Below are 21,570 nucleotides of genomic sequence, written 5' to 3' on the forward strand. Positions count from 1 at the left end.
ATACATCAACCGTTAGGCAATGGTGGGCAGACTCACAGCAAACGAATTTTCTTCAAGAAATAAGCACCATAAGAAGCTGCTCTGATCACAGGTTTGAGGCCAGACCATCAATTATCAGACAAAAAATAACGGTTAGTTGTTGACTAAAATCCCGACTATCCGCTATCTTATTTTTAATGAAAAAATAAGTATCGCGAAGTTTGTACATTACGGTTGGAAGAGAAGAGGCTGCATAACTTTGCCATTCACTTCTGGAATTGAACAGATTAATTATTCAGAGACGCCTATGTTTGCAATAACTCACGTTGATGTATTTGATGGCACTAGCATTATAACGAACCAAGCCATACTCGTGGAAAGTGACACGATTCAGGCTGTTGTCCCGATGGATCAAGCATCATTGCCTGAAGAAACCTATGATGGTACTGGGTTAACAGCAACAGCTGGCTTTATTGATGTTCAGCTCAACGGCTGTGGCGGCGTACTGCTCAACACAGATATCCGCAAAGAGACGCTGGATATCATGAACCAAACCAACCTGCAAAACGGTACCACCCAGTACCTTCCTACTTTCATTACGAGCGGTAACGACGCAATGCGTCAGGTCATCGATATGGTCGGTGATATTGATAACAGACCATCTGTGGGGATCCTTGGGCTGCACCTTGAAGGTCCCTTCATAAGTAAAGAGAAAAAAGGCGCTCACGATCCTATTCACATTCGCCACCTAGACGAAATGACCGCCTACTATCTGGCTGACCACGCCGATAAAATCAAAGTGATCACTCTGGCACCTGAAAACACCTCCCAATCTGTCATCGACATTCTCACCGAGGCGGGTATTACTGTCTCTCTCGGCCATACCAATGCCACTTACAAACAGCTTGATGAAAAGCACGGCATTACCATGGCAACTCATTTATACAATGCCATGAGCCCGCTTGGGTCACGCGAGCCCGGCGTCGTCGGTTACATTTTCGATAAAAAACCGCATGCCGGCATCATTGTCGACGGCATTCACTCTGATTTTGCTTCTGTGCGTATTGCCCATGAGATCATGGGAGAGAACCTGTTTATGGTCACCGATGCTGTTACCCCTGCCGGAACAGACATGACTGAATACGATATGGCCGGAACCAGAGGCTATGTCACCAACGGAAAGTGCCACTATGAAGATGGAACAATAGCTGGTGCTGCAATCACGATGATTGAAGGAGTGCAAAACCTAATCAATCATGTTGGAGTTAGTAGAGAGGAAGCATTACGGATGGCCAGCCTCTATCCAGCCAAAGCCTTAAAGATTGATGACCACTACGGTGTCATTGCCAAGGGCTACAAAGCAAATATCACCTTGCTGACACCAAACAACGAAGTTCACAGCGTGTATCAGATGGGTACCAAGCGCATTTGATAGACAGTGTGAATCAATAAAGCCTAAAATATATCAAACATAAAAAAAGCGAGCCTTTAGCTCGCTTTTTTACTGAATGCTGCAATTAAGCTGTTTTCGTTTTTAACTTGTTTGCCTCAGTGGCTGCCGTAGCTCTGGCCATCTGGAACTCACGCAGTTTTGAGTAGAGGTAAGTAACCACAATTGAAAAGAACAGGTACGAAAGAGCAAAAACGATTGGCGAGTTAATCACGTTCGCTTCCAGGCCCCACATAACGCCAGCTATAGTGACCGCCATTTTGGCCATCATCCCCATCAATAGCAGCAATAATGCAAGCTGTGGGTATCGTGTTGAGCAGCGAAATGCCAGCCAGTAACCTGTACCTACTGCAACTGATGCAATACCTAACCCGGCCATGAATGAATGAAAATGTTCTCCAGAAAGCACGCCGCCTAAAGTCGACATTAGAAAAATCAGAGCGAACTTCATACATACTCCTCTAAAACGAATAAGAGAAAAACAACCTTTCAATGCTAATCATTGCTAACAGGGATATTTTCCCATCTTTTGTTCAATAATCATACTTCCCCAAAAGAAGCCGAAACCTAAAAGAATGCTAAAAGCTTATATTTTTACATCCTGTAACATGCTAAGGGCGCATTATTACAGGAATATTTCACCAAGAGTTAATTGATTGTTAAAAATAGCGTGAATTGTAAGAAATCTTTTCAAATCGTTACTATTGAAATAAATCTTCTAGAAAAAACAAAATTCTTCCAAAAAAAGCAGCAGGAGAATTTATCAACAGGCCAGATTGGTTTATTAAATATGGAATTTAAGATTTATCGAATGGATGTGTTTTTTGCGTGATTCTGGCGAGCTTTATGCTTAAAAATCGTTCAACAATTGACCATCCGCGCTTCCAGTAGCTGACTACAGATAAAAAAACACCCGACCGAGGCCGGGTGTTCGAACGTTAGAGCTGATGCTATAAAGCTCAGTTAGATCAGTTCTATGCTATCGCTGCTTCCAGTTTTTCAACTTTCACCGCCGCAACCTTGAACTCAGGGATCTTGGCGTGCGGATCCGTCGCTGTAATCGTCAATCGGTTTGCCGGTGACTCAGCAAAGTGGAACGGCACGAATACAACGCCAGGCTGCATACGCTTAGTCACAAATGCCGGTGTCTCTATACTCCCCCTTCGGGTCGATACACGCAGCATCTCGCCATTGCCGATCCCCAATCGCTCTGCATCAGCCACAGAAATCATTGCACGCGGACCAGCCAGATTATCCAGCCCTTTAGTCTTACGTGTCATGGTTCCGGTGTGGAACTGCTCAAGCAGCCGCCCAGTTGTCAGGATTAATGGATAGTCATCATCCGGAAGCTCTGCCGCATAGCGGAACGGTATCGCAACCATCTCACCTTTGCCTCGAATAAACGTCTCCTGGTGCATAACCCGAGTGCCCGGATGCTGGGCGTCCTTACAAGGCCACTGGATTCCGTCTCGGCCAACACGCTCCCAGTGAATACCGGCATATTGAGGTGTTACCTGACAGATCTCTTCGGTAATACCCTGCACAGATTCATATCCCCAGTCACTTCCCATCGCATTAGCAATGCTCTGGATAATCCACCAGTCTTCCTTCGCCTCGCCCGGCGGGTTAATTGCTGGCGAGATACGCTGAACACGGCGCTCGGTGTTGGTAAAGTGCCCTGACTTCTCGGCAAACGAGCATGACGGCAGAACAACATCGGCATACTGCGCGGTTTCAGTCAGGAAGATATCCTGTACGACAAGGAAGTCGAGCTGTTCCAGTGCCTCAATCACATGTGCCTGATTCGGATCGCTGAGTACTGGGTTCTCACCCATAACATATAAACCTCTCACCTCCTGATGGCAGGCAGCGTCGATTATTTCTGTCAGCGTCAAGCCCGATTCAGATGGCAAATCCGGTTTATTCCAGGCCTTGGCAAACTTGCTGTGGACCTCGGGGTTATACACCTTCTGATAGCCCGGCAGGTTGTTCGGCAGTGCCCCCATATCACACGCGCCCTGAACATTAGACTGGCCACGAAGCGGATTAATACCCCCGCCTTCAATACCAATGTTGCCACACAATAGCTGCAAGTTGGCAATCGAACGAACGTTATCATGTCCTGTCGTATGCTGGGTGATCCCCATTGAGTAGTACACAGCGGTTCTGTCCGCAGTACCGATCATTTCAGCCATTTTAATAACATCAGCAGCACGAACGCCGGTGATAAGCTCAATCTTGTCCGGCGTATACTCATCTCGCATCACTTCAGCTTTCAGAGCCTCAAAGCCTTCAACGCGATCAGCAATATATTGCTCGTCATGCCAGCCATTTTTAATGATCTGCTGCATAATGCCATTCATGAGCATCACATCCGTTCCCGGACGATGAGCCACATAGAGCTGTGCATGCTCTGCAATATCGATCTTCTTCGGATCGGCAACAATCAAACGCGCCGTTCCTTTACGGATCGCCTGCTTGATGTGCGAAGCAATGATTGGGTGGGCAGAGGTAGTATCCGAGCCAATAATGAACACGACGTCCGAATGCTGGATGCTCGGTATATCGTTGGTCATAGCCCCGCTACCGAGAGAGGCCTCTAACCCTGTTACCGTTGATGCGTGACACAAACGGGCACAGTGATCGACGTTGTTTGTCTCCAGCTCGCGGCGAATAAACTTCTGGAAGGCATAGTTGTCTTCATTGGTTGTTTTTGCCGACGAGAACCCTGCCAGTGCGTTGCCGCCATATTGAGACTTAATTCCACCAAGTTTCTCGGCAACCAACGTCAACGCTTCATCCCAGCTTGCTGGCTGCAACTCGCCATCCTTGCGGATCAGCGGAGTGTTCAGTCGCTCTTCGCTCTGGATAAAGTCAAAGCCGAAGCGACCTTTCACGCACAGCATCCCCTGATTGACCGGTGAGTCCTTGGTGCCCTGAACATATCTAATTTTGTTGGTGATCTCATCAACAAACATGGTGACCTTACAGCCCACCCCGCAATAGGTACAAATCGTATCAACCGGTTTCAGCATCTCAATTCGACCCTGAGACTTATCCCGGCTATCAACCAGTGCCCCTGTCGGACATACCTGAACACAGGCGCCACATTGCACACAATTTGAATCGCCCATGCTATAGCCGTTATCAAACCCTGGACGACATTCCGGACGCTTGGCGCTGCTACCATCGCTATTTTTCATGAAGCTCAGCGCTCCATGGACTGCCTGCTCGTTACAGGCATCCACACACTGGCCACAGCTGATACAACGGTTAGCGTCAAAGACAATAAACTCTGAGCTATCATCAACGCTGAACTTCTGGCAACTACCGAGATCCAGATCTTTATTCTCAACCTGATATTCAGTGGCATAGTCACGAAGGCTACAGTCTGTGTTGGCCTGACAACCACACTCAAGGCAGCGCTCGGCTTCCCGGATAGCGTCTTCGTTCATAAAGCCGGTTTCGACTTCGGCAAAGCTGAGTTCACGCTCTTTGGTACTCAGCTCCGGCATGACAGAACGCATGACTTTCTTGATCCCGGCAAACTGCTTTGGATCGACCTGCTTCACCTTCGGTGCTTTCTGGGAGTTGAACGGTTTGACCGGGATCTTTTCCATATCGCCATTGAAGAAACGGTCTATAGACTCGGCAGCAATGCGTCCGTCTGCCACCGCCTCGATAGCCGTAGCCGGTCCGCGACGGAAATCACCGATACTGAAAATGTTTTCCAAGCCGGAGTGCATCGTATACGGATCCGACTCCTGAGTGAGCCAGCGGGTAACAGGCAGCTCAATGTCGTCGTTTTCAAGAAATGCCAAATCCGGTTTCTGTGAAACGGCTGCAATTACCGTATCAAAGGCCTCTGTGAAGTATTCGCCAGTAGGTTCCGGACGTCGGCGCCCCGAAGCATCAGGCTCACCGAGTGCCATCTTCTCAAGCTTCACCTCACAAACACGACCGTTCGCATCGGCAATGTTCTCAACAGGGTTGGTCAGGAAGTGGAAATGTACGCCTTCATGCTCTGCTTCGAGGATCTCATAATCTTCGGCAGGCATTTCATCACGAGTACGACGGTAAATCAGCGTAGTGTCTGCTCCATCGCGGACAGCGGTTCGAGCACAGTCTATCGCCGTATTACCACCACCGATCACAGCTACTTTCTTACCCGTCGTATACTGGTGACCGGTTACATAATCTTTCAAGTAATCGACACCGAGGTAACAACCATCAAGATCACTGCCCTGATAGTTCATCTCGACAGCTTTTGATGCGCCTACTGCCAGGCAGACGGCATCATAGTCGTTAGCAAGCTCGGATAAGAGGAAGTCTTTACCCAGCACTTTGCCGGTTTCAACCTGCATACCGTTTCGGCACATCAGCTCGATTTCTTTGTCCAGTATCGCTTTCGGCAAGCGGTACTCTGGAATACCGTAACGTAGCCAGCCACCAGCATGAGGCATCGACTCAAACACGGTGACGTTGTAACCTTCATTGCTTAAGTAATAACCACAGGTTAATCCGCCCGGTCCGCTACCAATAATGGCAATAGATTTGCCTTTGGCAGGTTTTACTTCGGGAACATATTGTTCCTGTGCTTCCAAGTCAGCATCCGCTGCATGGCGCTTTAGCTGTCTGATAGCCAGCGGTTCGTCAACAAGTCCTCGACGGCATTCCGTTTCGCAGAATGCTGGGCAGACACGACCGATAGAAAGCGGCATTGGCAAAGTACGCTTGATTACTTCGACCGCTTTTTGATGATCATTCTGAGAGATATGATAAAGATAAGACTGAATATCAACTCCGGCCGGACAGGCAGTCTGACACGGTGCCTCACAGTCTGCGTAGTGATCAGACAAAATGCGATTCAATGCTTTTTTGCGCGCAGCAGATAATGCATCACTCTTCGTAGTAACATTCATCCCCTCGCTAGGATGAATTTCGCATGCGCGCTTTGTGCCCTGTCCTTCGACTTCAACTACGCATAATTCACAAGGAACTTTTTCACCGTTTTTATTTAAGCCACATAGAGATGGAATATCAATTTGGCATTGTGTAGCGGCTTCAAGCAATGTTTGTTGATCATCAACAACCACGGCTTGTCCGTCTATTGTGACATTTATCATATATTGCCTCTTTCTATTGCTTGGCGCTGCATCAAGGTAATGAGTTATACGGATAAGCCGGATATATACGCAGCTATCAACTCGTAACTAACTTCTTGTTCATAGGGAAAGCCAGTACAGCGCTCACGGATGATTTAGATAAATCATCATTTTTTTGTTATTCCCCCAACGTATCAGGCTCAGGATAAAATTCCTTGATTTGGAACACTGTAGTGGATTATTTTCCAAGCAAAATAAAGCAAGCAATAATCTATGTATCGCCTTAAATAGTCACATATTGAAATATATTTACATTATTAATTTTCAGCCAACCTACCCCCAAGGCGGTATATATATAATTCTAAAGTGTTAATTTCGTTAAATCATCACGACAAATTAAGATTAAATTTATAAACATACTGCTGACAGAATTATTAAGTGAAACAATAATACACAAAATGTCTTTTTATTAGACGGTACAATACAATCTCGCCAATCAATTATTGCTTGACGATAAAACAAAGTTTTGTGCAATCAGTTTATAGCAATTTCAAGACTAGATTGAACAGCCTTTCAAACATGGGTGGCTTATATTCGCATTATAAATGTCAGCAGATAGCAGATAGCAGATAGCAGATAGCAGATAGCAGAGTATGGTGAACCACTGCGTAGACATGCACTACTCTCTGCATCCACCCGTTGAGCTTTGGCGAAAGAATGTAGTGAGAAAGCGAGGATAATCACAGAGTTGCCACAAAATCCGTTACCAAGCTATCAGGAAACGTTATATAAGGCGTGACTTTTACTTAATGAACATCATATAATTTGATGATAATGTTAATAATTTTGTGAGCTGCCGGGCAAATTATGGCCAATATTCTAGATTCTGTTGATCAGCGTACCCAGCTTGTCGGTGAAAACCGACTCGAGTTACTTATCTTCCAGCTGAACTCATCACAGCTATTTGCCATCAATGTGTTTAAAGTTAAAGAAGTTGTTAAGCTTCCTAGACTGAACGTGCTTCCTGGTTCACACCCTAATATCACCGGTGTTGCCAACATCCGTGGCCAATCAATTCCTGTCATCGATCTACGTCAGGCAATTGGTATGCGCCCCGTAGATACAGACGGCGAAAGCAATATGATCATCACCGAATACAACCGTTCGGTACAGGCTTTCCTTGTCGGCCAGGTAATGAACATTGAAAACCTAACCTGGCGTGATATCCAGCCACCACCGAGCCAGGTTGGAAAGAACAACTACCTAACTGCCCTTACTAAATTGCAGCGTGATGGTGTCGACCGACTAGTAAGTATCATTGATGTCGAAAAAGTGCTGGCTGAGATCATTGACTATGACATTCAGATCTCAGAAGAAGTGCTTGATAACAATATCGTGAACCATTTCCATGGCCGCAAGGTACTGATTGTCGATGACTCTTCGACTGCTCGTGCGCAAATCCGCGACACCCTTTCTCAGCTAGGGTTGCAGATTATTGAAGCTAGCGACGGTCTGATGGCCCTGAACCTGCTTAAGAGCTGGTGTGATGAAGGCAAGAATATCAATGACGAAATCCTGATGATGTTCACCGATGCCGAAATGCCGGAAATGGACGGATACAAGCTTACCCACGAAATCCGCAATGACCCAAGAATGAACGACATATATATAGCGCTTAACACCTCCCTCAGTGGTAGCTTCAATGAGGCGATGGTGAAAAAAGTTGGCTGTGATCGGTTTATCTCCAAGTTCCAGCCAGATCTTTTGGTTGAGGTTGTGCAAGACAGGTTACGAGCGGTACTCTAACCATATCAAAACAAGAAGAACTCGCCTGCGGGCGAGTTTTTTCTTTCTTCATGCCGCCTCCAACTATACACCTAGCAATAGATAATACTGAAGTGAAGTACGGTCAGTTTCAGCATCAAGGTTAACCACAACTGGTCGTCAACAAACATCACTCACACTCCTTATTGGCCACTGACTCTAGTTCATTCCAAGCCTCGAGCGTTTCTCCATGCAAAATATCGATCTTTGGCTCAGTCACATCTTCGGCTTTTACTGTTAGCTGCATCGTTAGCAACACGATGATGAGAAGAGGAAGCACCCAATCAGGTGCTCCTTTTGGTGTCTTTGGGGTCATACGTCATCGCTCCCTCAGTGCGTATTTGCCGTACGAACCTGGCTCTGGCTGCTACGCAGCGTTACACGTCGGTCGAAAAAGTCACCTTCAAAGTTCTGCTCTGCTTTCAGTGGCTCCTGATCGCCGTAGGCTGACGCAAAGATCTGGTTACCATCCACACCACGTTGTTCCAGATAATCTCGAACCGCATCAACACGACGTTGTGACAGGTTGTAGTTCTTCAGGCTGTCGCCACGACGATCAGCGTATCCAGCCAGTTCCCATTTCACATCAGGGGCCTGTTTCATTAGCTCTGCCAACTCCTCCAACTGGGCTTCAAAGTGCGGTTCAATCCGGGCAGAGCCAGTTCGAAAGTGTACATTCATCTCTAAAGCCAAATCTATCTGGCGTTGCTCTAGACTGTTTTGGTCGATGAGTTGCTGCTGCAGGCGTGCAATCTCTATTTGTGACTGGTTATAGCGCTGGCTAATGCGTTCAAGTTCGCCGTTACGTGCTGTCAACTCCAGCATTTCTTCGTCTTGAGCCTGAATATGTTGCTCCTGCCCCATTGCCGTACCGGCAATCCCACCGACAATTGCCCCAATCACCGCCCCTGCAGGGCCACCGACTAACGCACCGAATGCCGCACCGGACCCCATGCCGATTAACTGCTCATCCTGACCAACGGTATAGGCATCTGGAGTCGTGTTAGCCCCCGATGTCTTCCCCTCTGCGGCTTGTGTGGCCGGTGTAATAACAGAAGCCATCATAGTGGTTGCAATCAGTGTTGAAATTAGCTGCTTTTTCATTTTCCGTTCCTCATCAGTAAACAATGTGCTGATTGGTTGTTTGGTATCGACATCGTGTTTAAAGCTTTTTGGCTATATCGATGTCGTTTCGATGAGGCAATTAAACCAACTGGATCTGGCAATATTCGGGAGGAAAAAGGGCAATATGCTGATCAATTGTGGCAAAAAAATGGCAATTGGTTGATGTGGCTTTTTTCAGGCATTTTTTATTGTATAGTCAGCACATATCAACATCCCGAGCTACCAACTAACATCTGCTAAGGCCATACATGAAGAAGATTGTGATTGTCGAAGACGAAGCCGCTATCCGTGAAAACTATATCGATGTGTTGAAGAAACACGGCTATAGCGTGCAGGGGTATGACAACCGGCCCGATGCACAAGCGGCATTCGAACAGCACCTACCCGATCTCGCCATTATTGATATCGGCCTTCAGAATGAAATTGATGGTGGATTTTCGTTATGCCAGTCTCTTCGCGCGCTGTCTCCTACCCTACCTATTATCTTCCTGACCGCTCGTGATAGTGATTTTGACACTGTTTGCGGGTTGAGAATGGGCGCAGATGACTACCTGACCAAAGATGTTAGTTTGCCCCATCTTATGGCCCGAATTGCTGCCCTGTTTCGTCGTAGTGATCTGCTCGCTGTCCCGACAGAGCAAGAAACGCTAATTGAGCGCGGGGCGTTAACGATAGATAAGAATAAGATGCAGATTTTCTGGAACAAGCAGTTGGTTGAGCTCACCGTCACCGAATTTTGGATGGTCTACGCGCTGGCAAAGCGCCCGGGCCATGTCAAAAGCCGCCATGACCTCATGGATGAGGCTCAGGTTGTTGTCGACGACAGCACTATCACTTCCCACGTAAAACGGATCCGTAAAAAATTCCTGCAATATGATGATAGCTTCGACTGCATCAACACGGTGTACGGCATGGGCTACCGGTGGGGCTCATAACCGAGGTTGATCATGAATATGCCTAAATTTCGTATCGGCCTCAGATTAAAAGTCATTCTGATTTCAAGCTTTCTGCTTACCCTGCCCTGGGTTGGCTATAAATATATTCTTGAAATGGAAAAACTGCTACGTCAGGGACAGGAGCAGACGCTGGTAGGCACAACCCGTGCTGTCGCCACTGCATTGAACGAACGCCCAAAACTGTTTAGCTCTCAAGCCAGCTTCCTGGAGTCAGTCAAAAAAGGGCGCGACTTATATGCCTATGAACTTCAGTCGCCAATCACCCTCAATGGCCAGCTTACTGATTGGACAGACTATGACGACAGAATGGTGCACTACGGGCGTGAATATGTTCAGTTCAGCCGTCGCCCGTATAACAATAACAGTATCAACTTCCGCCATCTTGTCGGAAAATATGACGGCTACCTGTATGCCGCCTTCGAAGTGAAGGATAAGAACCCTATCATGCGCCGGAAGAACTCCGTTCGAGTTGACCGCAACGACCACCTGATCATCGCGATGACCTCACCTGACGGTGAGTTCTTCCGCTATGTTGTTGCCGCCCATGAAGATGGCTGGGTCAATGCATGGCAAATCACCGATGATATCACTGACTCAACCAACCTGATCCTGCAAAACCAAATTCAGGGCTATTGGCGAACAACCGACAAGGGATACAACATCGAGCTCAGGATCCCACTCTCGTTCCTCGGCAACAAACTGGGCTTTGCGTTCTACGATGTCAATAACAGTCAGAACCGTGAAATCGAGACAATCATTGGTACCTCCAATACCTCTCATCTTAATCGCTTGGGCACAGTATTGGTTCCTTCCCCGGAAATCGAGAAAATCTTAAAGGGTATGGGACACACCAGCACCCGTATCTGGGTTATTGATCGCCACCAGCGCGTACTCGCACAAACTGGCAATATCCAAGACTCAAACGGCGTATGGTCGTCATCGGTTAAATACGCCGGTAATGACGATTCGTGGTGGTCAACTATCGAGAAAAAAGTGCTTCATCCGCTTTATTATCGCTATTTTATTTCCGAGCCTACCGAATTTGTCGACTCTCTCAAGGATGAAGCCTTGGTTAAGGGCGTGCATGTCTCGCAGGCGCTGAGTGGACGCGGGTACTCCCACTGGCGGCAGTCAGAAGATGGGAAGGCTATGATCCTTGCTGCGGCCTACCCTATCTGGTTGGGCGACAATGTGATGGGAGCCGTAATTGCCGAAGAATCAACAGTCGGTATTCAAACCTTGCGTAACCGGGCAATGGAGCAGCTGTTTAACGCTATTCTGACCATAATGGCTATTGGTACCGTCACTCTATTCTTGTTCGCATCGAAAATTTCATCGCGGATCCGCCGCCTTCGTGACGAAGCCGAGCAGGCCATTGACAGCCAGGGACGTATTCAGCAACACATTTCACCGACCAAAGATGCTGATGAAATCGGCGACCTCTCCCGAAGTATGGCTGCGATGGTGGGGCGATTAGGACAATATAACCATTATTTGGAGAACCTTTCTTCTCGCCTTTCGCACGAACTAAGAACGCCGGTTGCCGTCGTTCGTTCATCGATAGAAAACCTGTCAATGCACAACCAGGATGAAGACTCGCAACGTTACATTGCTCGCGCACAGGACGGTGTACATCGCTTGAGTACTATCCTTTCAAGCATGACAGAAGCAACGCGAATCGAGCAGAGCCTTCAGGGAGCCGAAAAAGAACGTTTTCCGCTCAACGAGCTTGTAACGGGGTGCATGCAGGGCTACCAAATGGCCTACCCTCATCAGGCTTTTGATGTACAGACTGGTAACTCGGACATTTTCATTTATGGGGCACCCGATTACCTTGCCCAGCTTCTGGACAAGTTAATCGCCAATGCAGAAGACTTTAGCAACAGTGAAGATGCGATTGAGGTGTCATTGGTTCAGAAAGGATTATCTGCAATTCTCACCGTCAGTAATCGAGGTCCGCTACTGCCTGACGATATGTCGGATCAACTGCTCAATTCAATGGTATCGGTACGCAGTCAGCAAAAGCAAACTAAACCCCACCTCGGTCTTGGACTGTTTATTGCCCGCCTGATCACCCAATTCCATCATGGTGAAATTGAACTAAAAAACCGTCTTGATCAGCAGGGTGTTGAGGTTGTGATTACCCTTCCCGTACAAATCATCGACAATTAAAGCCATACCCAAACTACTTAAATATAAATAGTTTGGGTATAACATAGCACCTTAACGTGCTTCACTTATGTCTACACCACTGCTGTATACAATCCGATAGCAATCGTTATTGCAGCAATAGCTAACAACACTTCAAACAGCATATTTTGCATAAATTATCCAACCAGCAGTCCCGATTAAACTTGGGACGCTTATAATCCGATGAATGCTACCATGCCAAAGCTATGCCTTCCCTTTGGGAGTAAGCAAATATCTGAACTTTGTTAACAACAACGAAAGATGTGAACTGTATGACACAGGACCCATTGATAAATGCAAGTGTGTTTATTGATTAATAACAAACTAACAATGGTGTCCAATATGCCTTCCTCTATTTAGATTACATTATTGATACTAACGGCTGAGGCTAAATCGAACCTGAACAGCACAACAGAAGCAGCTTTGTGAATGTAACTTTTTGATTTTTTGGCTTTTGAGCCTCTACTACTCTCATCATTACAGTTCATTACTTGTCATCACTCGCAGAGTTAAACCTACCACCTTGAATAACAAAGTATGAAACGCCACATCAGCACAGTGATAATAAAGACGTCAATTTACCGCTCAACCAATAGAAGGCACTTAAATTATTGGCAGAGTGGAAGGTCAGTACGATCGAACTTCCGCGATTCATTGATTCCGAAAATAATGATCTCTACGGTGAAGATAATAACCACAATCGAATAAGAGACGATTATGGAAAAGCACTATTTTCAGCACATGGCTTTCATACGCTTTAGCCCCCTTACCCGTTATTACGCTTGAGGAGTAATTAAAGTGATTGTTCAGTTAAAACTTATTTTATTCGCTCTTCACGCAGTCCATCTTGCGACGATGCTGGTATCCACGACTTTTGATCGCCGCTATCAGCCTGCGCCATCAGCTCCTGTTCTTTTTTTTCGATAGCTTGGTATTGAGATTCGCATACACTTTTCGTCACCTTGTCTTCGCCATAGGTACTAAGACAACGATCCATGTATTCATCATATTTCATCAACAAGGTTTCTGAATGTGCCGGCGCCATAAAGAAAACAGCCACACCAACCATCAATAGTGCACTTCGTTTCATCATCATTCACACCAAGGTAATTTTTGACCTTTTAAGTGAAGTTGATGAACAACGACAACGCCAGCTTATTAATGAGACACTCAATAAAAAAGGAGCCATCGGCTCCTTTTCCTTCAGTATCAGACAGTTTAACTATCTACTCACCACGGTCGACTTTGTTCTTATCCACGGTAATAGTTTTGAGGCACGAAAGGCATTTTCTCGACAGTCATCGGAAGCTTCTTGCCACGCACTTCAGCAAACAACTCAGTACCAATCTGAGCCAGATCCGTCTTCACATAAGCCATTGCAACCGGTGCACCTTTAGTCGGACCAAAAGTACCGCTGGTTACGATACCCACTTCGTTATCGTCAGCATCAAATAACTTGCTACCTTCACGAACCGGAGCCTTAGACTGACCAACCAGACCGATACGCTTACGAGCAACATCTTTGGTCTTGATTTGCTCAAGGATCAAATCTGCACCAGGGAAACCACCAGCGCGCTCACCGTCTGCGCGACGAGGCTTGCTGATACCCCACAACAGGCTAGCTTCTACTGGCGTAGTCGTCGGGTCGATATCATTGCCGTACAAACATAGACCACATTCCAGACGCAGTGAATCACGCGCACCCAGACCAATCCACTCAACTTCAGCGTTGCCAAGCAACTCACGAGCTAATTCTTCCGCCTTATCGGCAGGAACAGAAATCTCATAGCCATCTTCACCTGTGTAGCCAGAACGGCTTACCAGACACTCAGCACCAAGCAGGTCAATAGAGACCGCATCCATGAACAGCATATCGCTGACAGCAGGATTCAGACGAGCCAACACTTCAGCCGCTTTAGGGCCCTGAAGCGCAAGCAATGCACGGTCGTCAATTAGTTCCATCTCAACGTCTTCAGGCAAGTGCGCTTTGATGTGAGCAATATCCTGATCTTTACATGCCGCATTAACAACAACAAATAGGTGATCACCAAAGTTTGTCACCATCAGATCATCAAGGATCCCGCCTTGCTCATTGGTAAAGAAGGCATAACGCTGCTTGCCTGCTGGCAAGTCAATAATATCGACAGGAACCAGAGCTTCCAGTGCTTTCGCAGCATTGGCACCATGAAGGCGAAGCTGCCCCATATGCGACACATCAAACAGACCTGCTGCTTCACGGCAGTGAATATGTTCTTTGCGAACGCCTAATGCGTATTGAACAGGCATGTCGAAGCCAGCAAAAGGAACCATTTTTGCACCCATCTCAACATGAAGTGCGTGCAGAGGTGTTACCAGTAATTCTTGGGACATACGTTTATACTCCGTGAACCGCGAGCATGCGGCTATTTTCCATATCACTTGTTGCGACTATGTTAAACTAGGTTTCCTATAGTAAACAAAGTTTCTTTCAGTTCAAACTGCGCGACATCACATAATTTCACAAAGACGTAAAATATTTCCTTTTGTCTGACTTTGCAGTCATACAAAAACGAACGATACGGTAATCAAGAAGCCAGCTTTGCCCTGTTGTTAATAACCTGTATCACCTGTTCCGATGAGTTACAGCCCTCCGGGCTGGTCACGTTTGGAATGGCAATAAACATCATAGTTCATTGCCAAACAATCGCCCGTTGCGAGGTTGTCACGATGCGGTCACCCATAGGATGTGTGCATCCTCTTTACTGATAGACACCAGCATATGCCCCATTGTGGCATCGTAGTAAACGGAGTCACCTTCTTTAAGCTGCACCGGCTCGTAGAATTCAGAGAAGAAAGTGATCTCTCCGGAGAGAACAAGCAGGAACTCTTCGCCGTCATGGCGGATCCAATCAGAGTAGTCCTCAAACTGACGCGCTCTTACCCGTGATTTGAACGGCATCATCTTCTTCTTGGTCAACTGTGTGGCCAGCAGCTCATGCTCATAGGTCGTTGTCGGGTGAGGTTTACCTTCATCCTGACGGGTAATGTCTCTACGGCCCGTTGCCTTAATCTGCTTGGGAGGCGCAAATAGCTGAGGAATATCAATTTCCAGGCCGCCAGCCAACTTTTGCATTGCCTGGAATGTCGGAGAAATTTGTTCGTTCTCAATCTTTGAGAGCGTCGAACGGGCAAGACCAGTACGCTTGCTGGCTTCTTCCAGTGTCAGGCCATGGGCCATCCGGATTTCTTTGAGTCGCTTGCCGAGTTTCAGCGGTTCGATTTTTTCGTCTTTATCTGCACCCTGTTCTTTCGCCACCGTCATCGATGGGTAGACATCAAGCTGTTGTTCGTCACTCATTACATCCCTCCTTGGTACTACTGATACTTCATTTTGGCATAGCCGATCGGAAACTTAAAAGTCATACGAATAAAAAAGTTTGACCCATGCATCATATTTGAAACAAAGTTTCCAAAAGGAAACATCAACTTTTCTGCTTCCTTTTTGACTGCCTAACAGGGCAATAATTGCACTGCGGCACATTCCTTTCTCCCACATTACCTCATTTGCAAAATACTTACAAAACCCTTACCAGAACTGGGTTTGTTACCGAATTTAACCACATCGCAACGACACCAATAAACTTAATAATGACTAAGAAATTGGCCTTTTTACAGAAATTCACATGACAAGACGCAAACGTTTGCTTAAAATGCACGACACTAAAGTGGACGATGTTCCACTATTGGAAATTTTCGTTTGATCGGCTATCTATAGAAAGGTATGTTACGCAGTTGTTAGGGTCAGTTAGACATTCGGAATCATTTTTTCGTCTGATTAGGGCAATAAGCTGCAGATATTATCCATAACAACAAAACAGCCAACGGCTCTGGAAATGGAACACCCACTAGGGCGCACTTGAGGATAACGTGAAATGAAAGCTTCATACCAAAACCACGATTTAGAAATGTTCTTCTCCACCAATCTTGCTCAGGTGGACGGAGCAGTCAACGCAGGCATCGAGGCAGAACTAAACCGCCAGAACCAGCAAATCGAGCTGATTGCCTCTGAGAACATCGTTTCTAAAGCGGTTATGCAAGCACAAGGTAGCTGTTTAACCAACAAATACGCTGAAGGCTACGCAGGACGCCGTTACTACGGTGGCTGTGAACATGTCGACGAAGTAGAGAAAATCGCCATTGCTCGTGCCAAACAACTTTTCCAGTGCGAGTACGTGAACGTTCAGCCACACTCTGGCGCCCAGGCCAACGGTGCAGTCATGCTTGCACTGCTTCAGCCGGGTGACACCATCCTGGGCATGTCTCTGGATGCCGGTGGCCACTTAACTCACGGTGCTCGCCCTGCCCTTTCCGGCAAGTGGTTCAATGCGGTTCAATACGGCGTCAGCGAAGGAAACTGCGAAATCGACTACGACCAAGTACGTGAGCTTGCTATCGAAAGCCAGCCTAAGATGATTATTGCCGGCGGTTCAGCCATTCCTCGTCAAATCGACTTTGCCAAGTTCCGCGCAATTGCCGACGAAGTTGGCGCATATCTGATGGTTGATATGGCACACATTGCCGGCCTAATCGCCGCTGGTGAGCACCCTAACCCAATCCCACACGCACACGTTGTAACCACTACAACGCACAAAACACTGCGTGGTCCTCGTGGCGGTATGATCCTGACTAACCACGAAGACATTAACAAGAAAATCAACTCAGCAGTGTTCCCAGGCCTTCAGGGCGGTCCGCTGATGCATGTTATTGCCGGCAAAGCGGTTGCTCTGGGTGAAGCCTTAGAGCCTGAATTCAAACTGTACATTAAAAATGTGATCAACAACGCGAAAGTACTAGCGGAAGTCCTGCAAGCTCGCGGTTGCGATATTGTTACTGATGGTACAGATACGCACCTGATGCTGGTTGACCTTCGTCCTAAGGGACTGAAAGGTAATCAGGTTGAAGAGGCACTGGAACGTGCAGGTATCACCTGTAATAAGAATGGCATCCCATTCGACCCAGAAAAGCCTATGGTTACATCAGGCATTCGTCTTGGTACCCCAGCGGGCACAAGCCGTGGCTTTGGCTCTGAAGAGTTCAAACAAATCGGTGAGTGGATCGGTGATGTACTTGACGGTCTGGTTGCCAACCAGGAAGACAACAGTGAAGTTGAGCAACGTGTGAAACAGCAGGTACAGAAACTGTGCAGCCGTTTCCCGCTATATCAGTAATCCTCTACGATTATTGATTAAGACAAACCGAAACTCTGTGGCCCGATGCATTTCTAGACGGGCCTGTAAAAATAAACAAAATCTGCGGAAGCATTGCGCAAGGAGTAAAAATGGAAAATACATTGAAGTTCGCTGAAAGCCATGAGTGGGTACGCGACAACGGTGACGGCACTATCACTATGGGTATCTCTAACCACGCTCAGGGCCTACTAGGTGACGTTGTATTCGTTGATCTTCCAGAAGTTGGTGACTCAACAGAAGCTGGCGAGTCTTTCTCTCTCGTTGAATCTGTAAAAGCAGCCTCTGACATCTACGCGCCTGTAACCGGTGAAATTGTTGAAATCAACGAAGAGCTGGAAGACAGCCCTGAGCTGATCAACGAAGAACCGTACGAAGGCGGCTGGATTGCTAAAATCAAAGTGGCCGATGTTGAAGAGCTAAGCAAGCTTATCGACGGTGAGAAATACCTAGCGTCTATCGACGAAGACTAATTGAATACCGGCTTTTAGGTAACGAGAAAAACATTTTCCGCTTAAAAGCCGTTTTCAACCTACTCTCGATGACTTCCCACTATTGCATCATGCTCAGGTGTAATAGGCAGTAACTGTTCAGGAAAGAACCATGACCGACATGACTCTTCTAAATGCATTAAGTGACGATAAGGAATTCGCAGGTCGTCATAATGGCCCGGATTCAGCACAACAAAAAATCATGCTGGAAACTATCGGCGTTGCAAGCGTTGATCAGCTGATTGAAGAAACCGTCCCGGCGGCAATTCGCCTGCCAGAACCAATGAAGTTAGACCAGCCTCAAAGCGAAGCAGATATGCTTGCCAACCTAAAAGCCATGGCGAGCAAGAATATCATTAACCGCAGTTTTATCGGTCAGGGTTACTACAACACCTTAACGCCAAACGTTATTCTGCGTAACGTCCTGGAAAATCCAGGTTGGTACACAGCCTATACTCCTTACCAGCCAGAAATCTCTCAGGGCCGCCTTGAGTCACTTCTTAACTACCAGCAGATGATCATGGATCTAACTGGTATGGAACTGGCTAATGCCTCATTGCTTGATGAAGCAACAGCAGCTGCCGAAGCAATGACCCTTTGTCAGCGTGCGGGTAAGAACAAGAGCAAAGCATTCTTTGTATCGAACGACCTGCACCCGCAGACTGTAGATGTCGTTCGTACTCGTGCCGGTTATATTGGCATTGAAATCATCACTGGCTCTATCGACGAGCTGGACAACCACGACGTATTCGGCGCCCTGGTTCAGTACCCGGGCACCAGCGGTAACGTAGTCGATCTGACTGAAACTATCGAAAAAGCACACGCCAAGAAAACACTGGTTGCCGTTGCCTCTGATCTGCTTGCACTAACGCTTCTGAAATCACCTGGCGAAATGGGTGCCGACGTTGTTATCGGTAGTGCCCAGCGCTTCGGTGTACCGATGGGCTTCGGTGGTCCGCACGCGGGCTTCATGGCAACCAAAGACAAGCACAAGCGTACAATGCCAGGCCGCGTTATCGGCGTATCGAAAGATTCCAAAGATAACCAAGCCCTGCGTATGGCAATGCAGACGCGTGAACAGCATATCCGTCGTGAAAAAGCGACGTCTAACATCTGTACCGCTCAGGCGCTTCTGGCAAACATGGCTGCATTCTATGCCCTTTACCACGGTCCGGAAGGCCTGCGTAAAATCGGCCGCCGTGTCCACCACCTAACAGCAATTCTTGCAGCTGGCCTGCGCAACTCTGGCATCGAACTGGCGCATGACACCTTCTTCGACACCATCACGCTAAACACTGGCAAGAAAACGAACGAGTTCTACAAAAAAGCACTCGATGCCGGCATCAACCTGCGTAAATATGACGTTCAGCTTGGTATCAGCATTGACGAAACCACCAAGGTTGAAGATATCGAAGAGTTGCTTGCTCTGTTCAGCGGTGATGCTCTAAAAGCATCCATGTTCACGGCTGATATCGCTTCAGACGAATTTGCAGCAATTCCAGAAAGCTGCCGTCGTACCAGCAAGTACCTGACGCACCCAGTATTTAGCGAGCACCATAGTGAAACGCAGATGATGCGTTACATGAAGAAGCTGGAAAACAAAGACTACTCACTTACTCACGGCATGATCCCGCTAGGCAGCTGTACCATGAAGCTAAATGCTGCTGCTGAAATGATCCCTGTCACCTGGCCTGAGTTCGGTGCCCTGCACCCATTTGCTCCGGCTGATCAGGCGAAGGGGTATGCTGAGCTGGCCGAGAAGTTCTCTGAAATGCTGTGCTCGGTAACAGGCTACGATGCATTCTCGCTACAGCCTAACTCAGGTGCCCAGGGTGAGTACGCCGGTCTGATTGCAATCCAGCGTTACCACGAGTCTAACGGCGATTCACACCGTAACGTATGTTTGATCCCAAGCTCTGCACACGGCACTAACCCGGCCTCTGCTGCTATGGTATCGATGAAAGTAGTCGTTGTTGGCTGTGACGATCTGGGTAACATCGACGTTGAAGATCTGAAAGCGAAGATTGAAAAACATCGCGACAACCTGTCGTGCATCATGATCACCTACCCTTCTACCCACGGTGTATACGAAGAAGCCGTTCAGGAAGTGTGTGAGCTGGTACACGAAGCTGGCGGTCAGGTTTACCTTGACGGTGCCAACATGAACGCCCAGGTTGGTCTGACTAGCCCTGGCTTCATCGGCTCTGACGTTTCACACCTTAACCTGCACAAGACATTCTGTATCCCACACGGTGGTGGCGGTCCGGGCATGGGTCCTATCGGTGTTAAATCGCACCTGGCTCCGTTCCTGCCGGGTCACACAGAAAGCTCTGAAAGCGACAAGCCTCAGTACGCTGTATCAGCTGCTGAACTAGGTTCTGCTTCAATCCTGCCAATCTCATACGCTTACATTGCGATGATGGGTGAAGAAGGCCTCACTGAAGCCACTAAACTGGCTATCCTTGGCGCAAACTACGTGATGGAGCGTCTACGTCCGCACTACCCTGTTCTGTACCGCGGTACACACGGCCGTATTGCTCACGAATGTATTATCGACATCCGTCCAATCAAGGAAGCCTCTGGCATCTCTGAGGAAGACGTCGCGAAGCGTCTGATGGACTACGGCTTCCACGCGCCAACCATGTCATTCCCTGTTGCCGGTACACTGATGATCGAGCCAACAGAATCAGAAGACCTGGCTGAACTGGATCGCTTCTGTGATGCGATGATCGCAATCCGCCACGAGATTGCCCGAGTTCAAGATGGCGAGTGGGATCTGGCAGACAACCCGCTAGTCCACGCACCACACACTCAGGCAGACTTGATGGAAACCGAGTGGAACCGCAGCTACAGCCGCGAGCTAGGTTGCTTCCCGTCAAACCAGACCAAGGACGCCAAGTACTGGCCGACGGTTAACCGGGTTGATAACGTATTTGGTGACCGTAACCTAGTATGTTCTTGCCCTGGTATTGAGAACTACATTGAAGACTAATGCAGTCGTCTGTTTAAAATTTGGACAAACCTAATAAAAAATGGACAAACTTCGGTTTGTCCATTTTCTTTCTCTTATCACGAGAATCATTTGAAGATAGCCAATAACAGGATCGAGATGAATCTAATCTGACGTGTTCTCTAAATCACTTCTGCCCGTGCGACCTGAAGTCGTATGAAGCGTTGTTCACCGCTTAATGAGTGAACCATCTGTATCACCAGATGAACCTATGA

General features: G+C 47.4%; 14 protein-coding genes. 7 read left to right on the forward strand and 7 right to left on the reverse strand.

The window, feature by feature from the left end:
* The first annotated feature begins 286 nt into the window (after window positions 1–286).
* Complete coding sequence (nagA, locus tag BIT28_RS24770) at window positions 287–1,411, forward strand: N-acetylglucosamine-6-phosphate deacetylase (protein WP_075767606.1); 1,125 nt, start codon at window positions 287–289, stop codon at window positions 1,409–1,411.
* An 85-nt stretch (window positions 1,412–1,496) separates the two neighbouring features.
* On the opposite strand, the gene BIT28_RS24775 is transcribed toward nagA, so the two are convergent.
* On the reverse strand, window positions 1,497–1,880 hold the full coding sequence (locus BIT28_RS24775) for an NADH:ubiquinone oxidoreductase (RefSeq protein ID WP_075767607.1): 384 nt from the start codon (window positions 1,878–1,880) through the stop codon (window positions 1,497–1,499).
* 523 nt (window positions 1,881–2,403) lie between these two features.
* Window positions 2,404–6,555, reverse strand: coding sequence for a formate dehydrogenase subunit alpha (fdhF, locus tag BIT28_RS24785; RefSeq protein WP_075767609.1), 4,152 nt, complete (start codon window positions 6,553–6,555; stop codon window positions 2,404–2,406).
* 846 nt (window positions 6,556–7,401) lie between these two features.
* Between fdhF and BIT28_RS24790 the strand changes: the two genes are divergently transcribed.
* A complete protein-coding gene (locus BIT28_RS24790) occupies window positions 7,402–8,340 on the forward strand; it encodes a chemotaxis protein CheV (RefSeq protein WP_075767610.1) in 939 nt (312 codons plus the stop codon).
* A gap of 148 nt (window positions 8,341–8,488) precedes the next feature.
* On the opposite strand, the gene BIT28_RS24795 is transcribed toward BIT28_RS24790, so the two are convergent.
* Together BIT28_RS24795 and pdsO are read right to left on the reverse strand one after the other, a co-directional pair.
* Window positions 8,489–8,674 (reverse strand): hypothetical protein, encoded by a 186-nt coding sequence (locus BIT28_RS24795; RefSeq protein ID WP_075767611.1) that lies wholly within the window; start codon window positions 8,672–8,674, stop codon window positions 8,489–8,491.
* Window positions 8,675–8,688: 14 nt separating this feature from the next.
* Window positions 8,689–9,462: a sortase-associated OmpA-like protein PdsO gene (gene pdsO, locus BIT28_RS24800; protein ID WP_075767612.1), complete on the reverse strand. Its 774-nt coding sequence runs from the start codon at window positions 9,460–9,462 to the stop codon at window positions 8,689–8,691.
* 269 nt (window positions 9,463–9,731) lie between these two features.
* On the opposite strand from pdsO, the gene pdsR reads away from it, so the two are divergent.
* A complete protein-coding gene (pdsR, locus tag BIT28_RS24805; protein WP_075767613.1) occupies window positions 9,732–10,418 on the forward strand; it encodes a proteobacterial dedicated sortase system response regulator in 687 nt (228 codons plus the stop codon).
* Between the two features lie 12 nt (window positions 10,419–10,430).
* Window positions 10,431–12,611, forward strand: coding sequence for a proteobacterial dedicated sortase system histidine kinase (pdsS, locus tag BIT28_RS24810; RefSeq protein WP_245823867.1), 2,181 nt, complete (start codon window positions 10,431–10,433; stop codon window positions 12,609–12,611).
* An 835-nt stretch (window positions 12,612–13,446) separates the two neighbouring features.
* Here pdsS and BIT28_RS24815 read toward each other — a convergent pair.
* The 3 genes from BIT28_RS24815 to BIT28_RS24825 all read right to left on the reverse strand — a co-directional run bounded on the left by BIT28_RS24815 (window position 13,447) and on the right by BIT28_RS24825 (window position 15,966).
* Window positions 13,447–13,725 (reverse strand): hypothetical protein, encoded by a 279-nt coding sequence (locus BIT28_RS24815; protein ID WP_245823869.1) that lies wholly within the window; start codon window positions 13,723–13,725, stop codon window positions 13,447–13,449.
* 155 nt (window positions 13,726–13,880) lie between these two features.
* Window positions 13,881–14,999 (reverse strand): glycine cleavage system aminomethyltransferase GcvT, encoded by a 1,119-nt coding sequence (gcvT, locus tag BIT28_RS24820; RefSeq protein ID WP_075767614.1) that lies wholly within the window; start codon window positions 14,997–14,999, stop codon window positions 13,881–13,883.
* 331 nt (window positions 15,000–15,330) lie between these two features.
* Window positions 15,331–15,966, reverse strand: a complete 636-nt coding sequence (locus BIT28_RS24825; RefSeq protein WP_075767615.1) for a helix-turn-helix domain-containing protein — start codon at window positions 15,964–15,966, stop codon at window positions 15,331–15,333.
* Window positions 15,967–16,540: 574 nt separating this feature from the next.
* On the opposite strand from BIT28_RS24825, the gene BIT28_RS24830 reads away from it, so the two are divergent.
* From BIT28_RS24830 to gcvP, 3 genes are all read left to right on the forward strand, one after another.
* Window positions 16,541–17,836, forward strand: a complete 1,296-nt coding sequence (locus BIT28_RS24830) for a serine hydroxymethyltransferase (protein WP_075767616.1) — start codon at window positions 16,541–16,543, stop codon at window positions 17,834–17,836.
* A 110-nt stretch (window positions 17,837–17,946) separates the two neighbouring features.
* Window positions 17,947–18,327, forward strand: a complete 381-nt coding sequence (gcvH, locus tag BIT28_RS24835; RefSeq protein ID WP_075767617.1) for a glycine cleavage system protein GcvH — start codon at window positions 17,947–17,949, stop codon at window positions 18,325–18,327.
* Window positions 18,328–18,457: 130 nt separating this feature from the next.
* A complete protein-coding gene (gene gcvP / locus BIT28_RS24840) occupies window positions 18,458–21,337 on the forward strand; it encodes an aminomethyl-transferring glycine dehydrogenase (protein WP_075767618.1) in 2,880 nt (959 codons plus the stop codon).
* Window positions 21,338–21,570 lie beyond the last annotated feature (233 nt).

It is taken from the genome of Photobacterium proteolyticum (assembly GCF_001939735.1).
In the GTDB taxonomy this organism is placed as follows: Bacteria; Pseudomonadota; Gammaproteobacteria; order Enterobacterales; family Vibrionaceae; genus Photobacterium; species Photobacterium proteolyticum.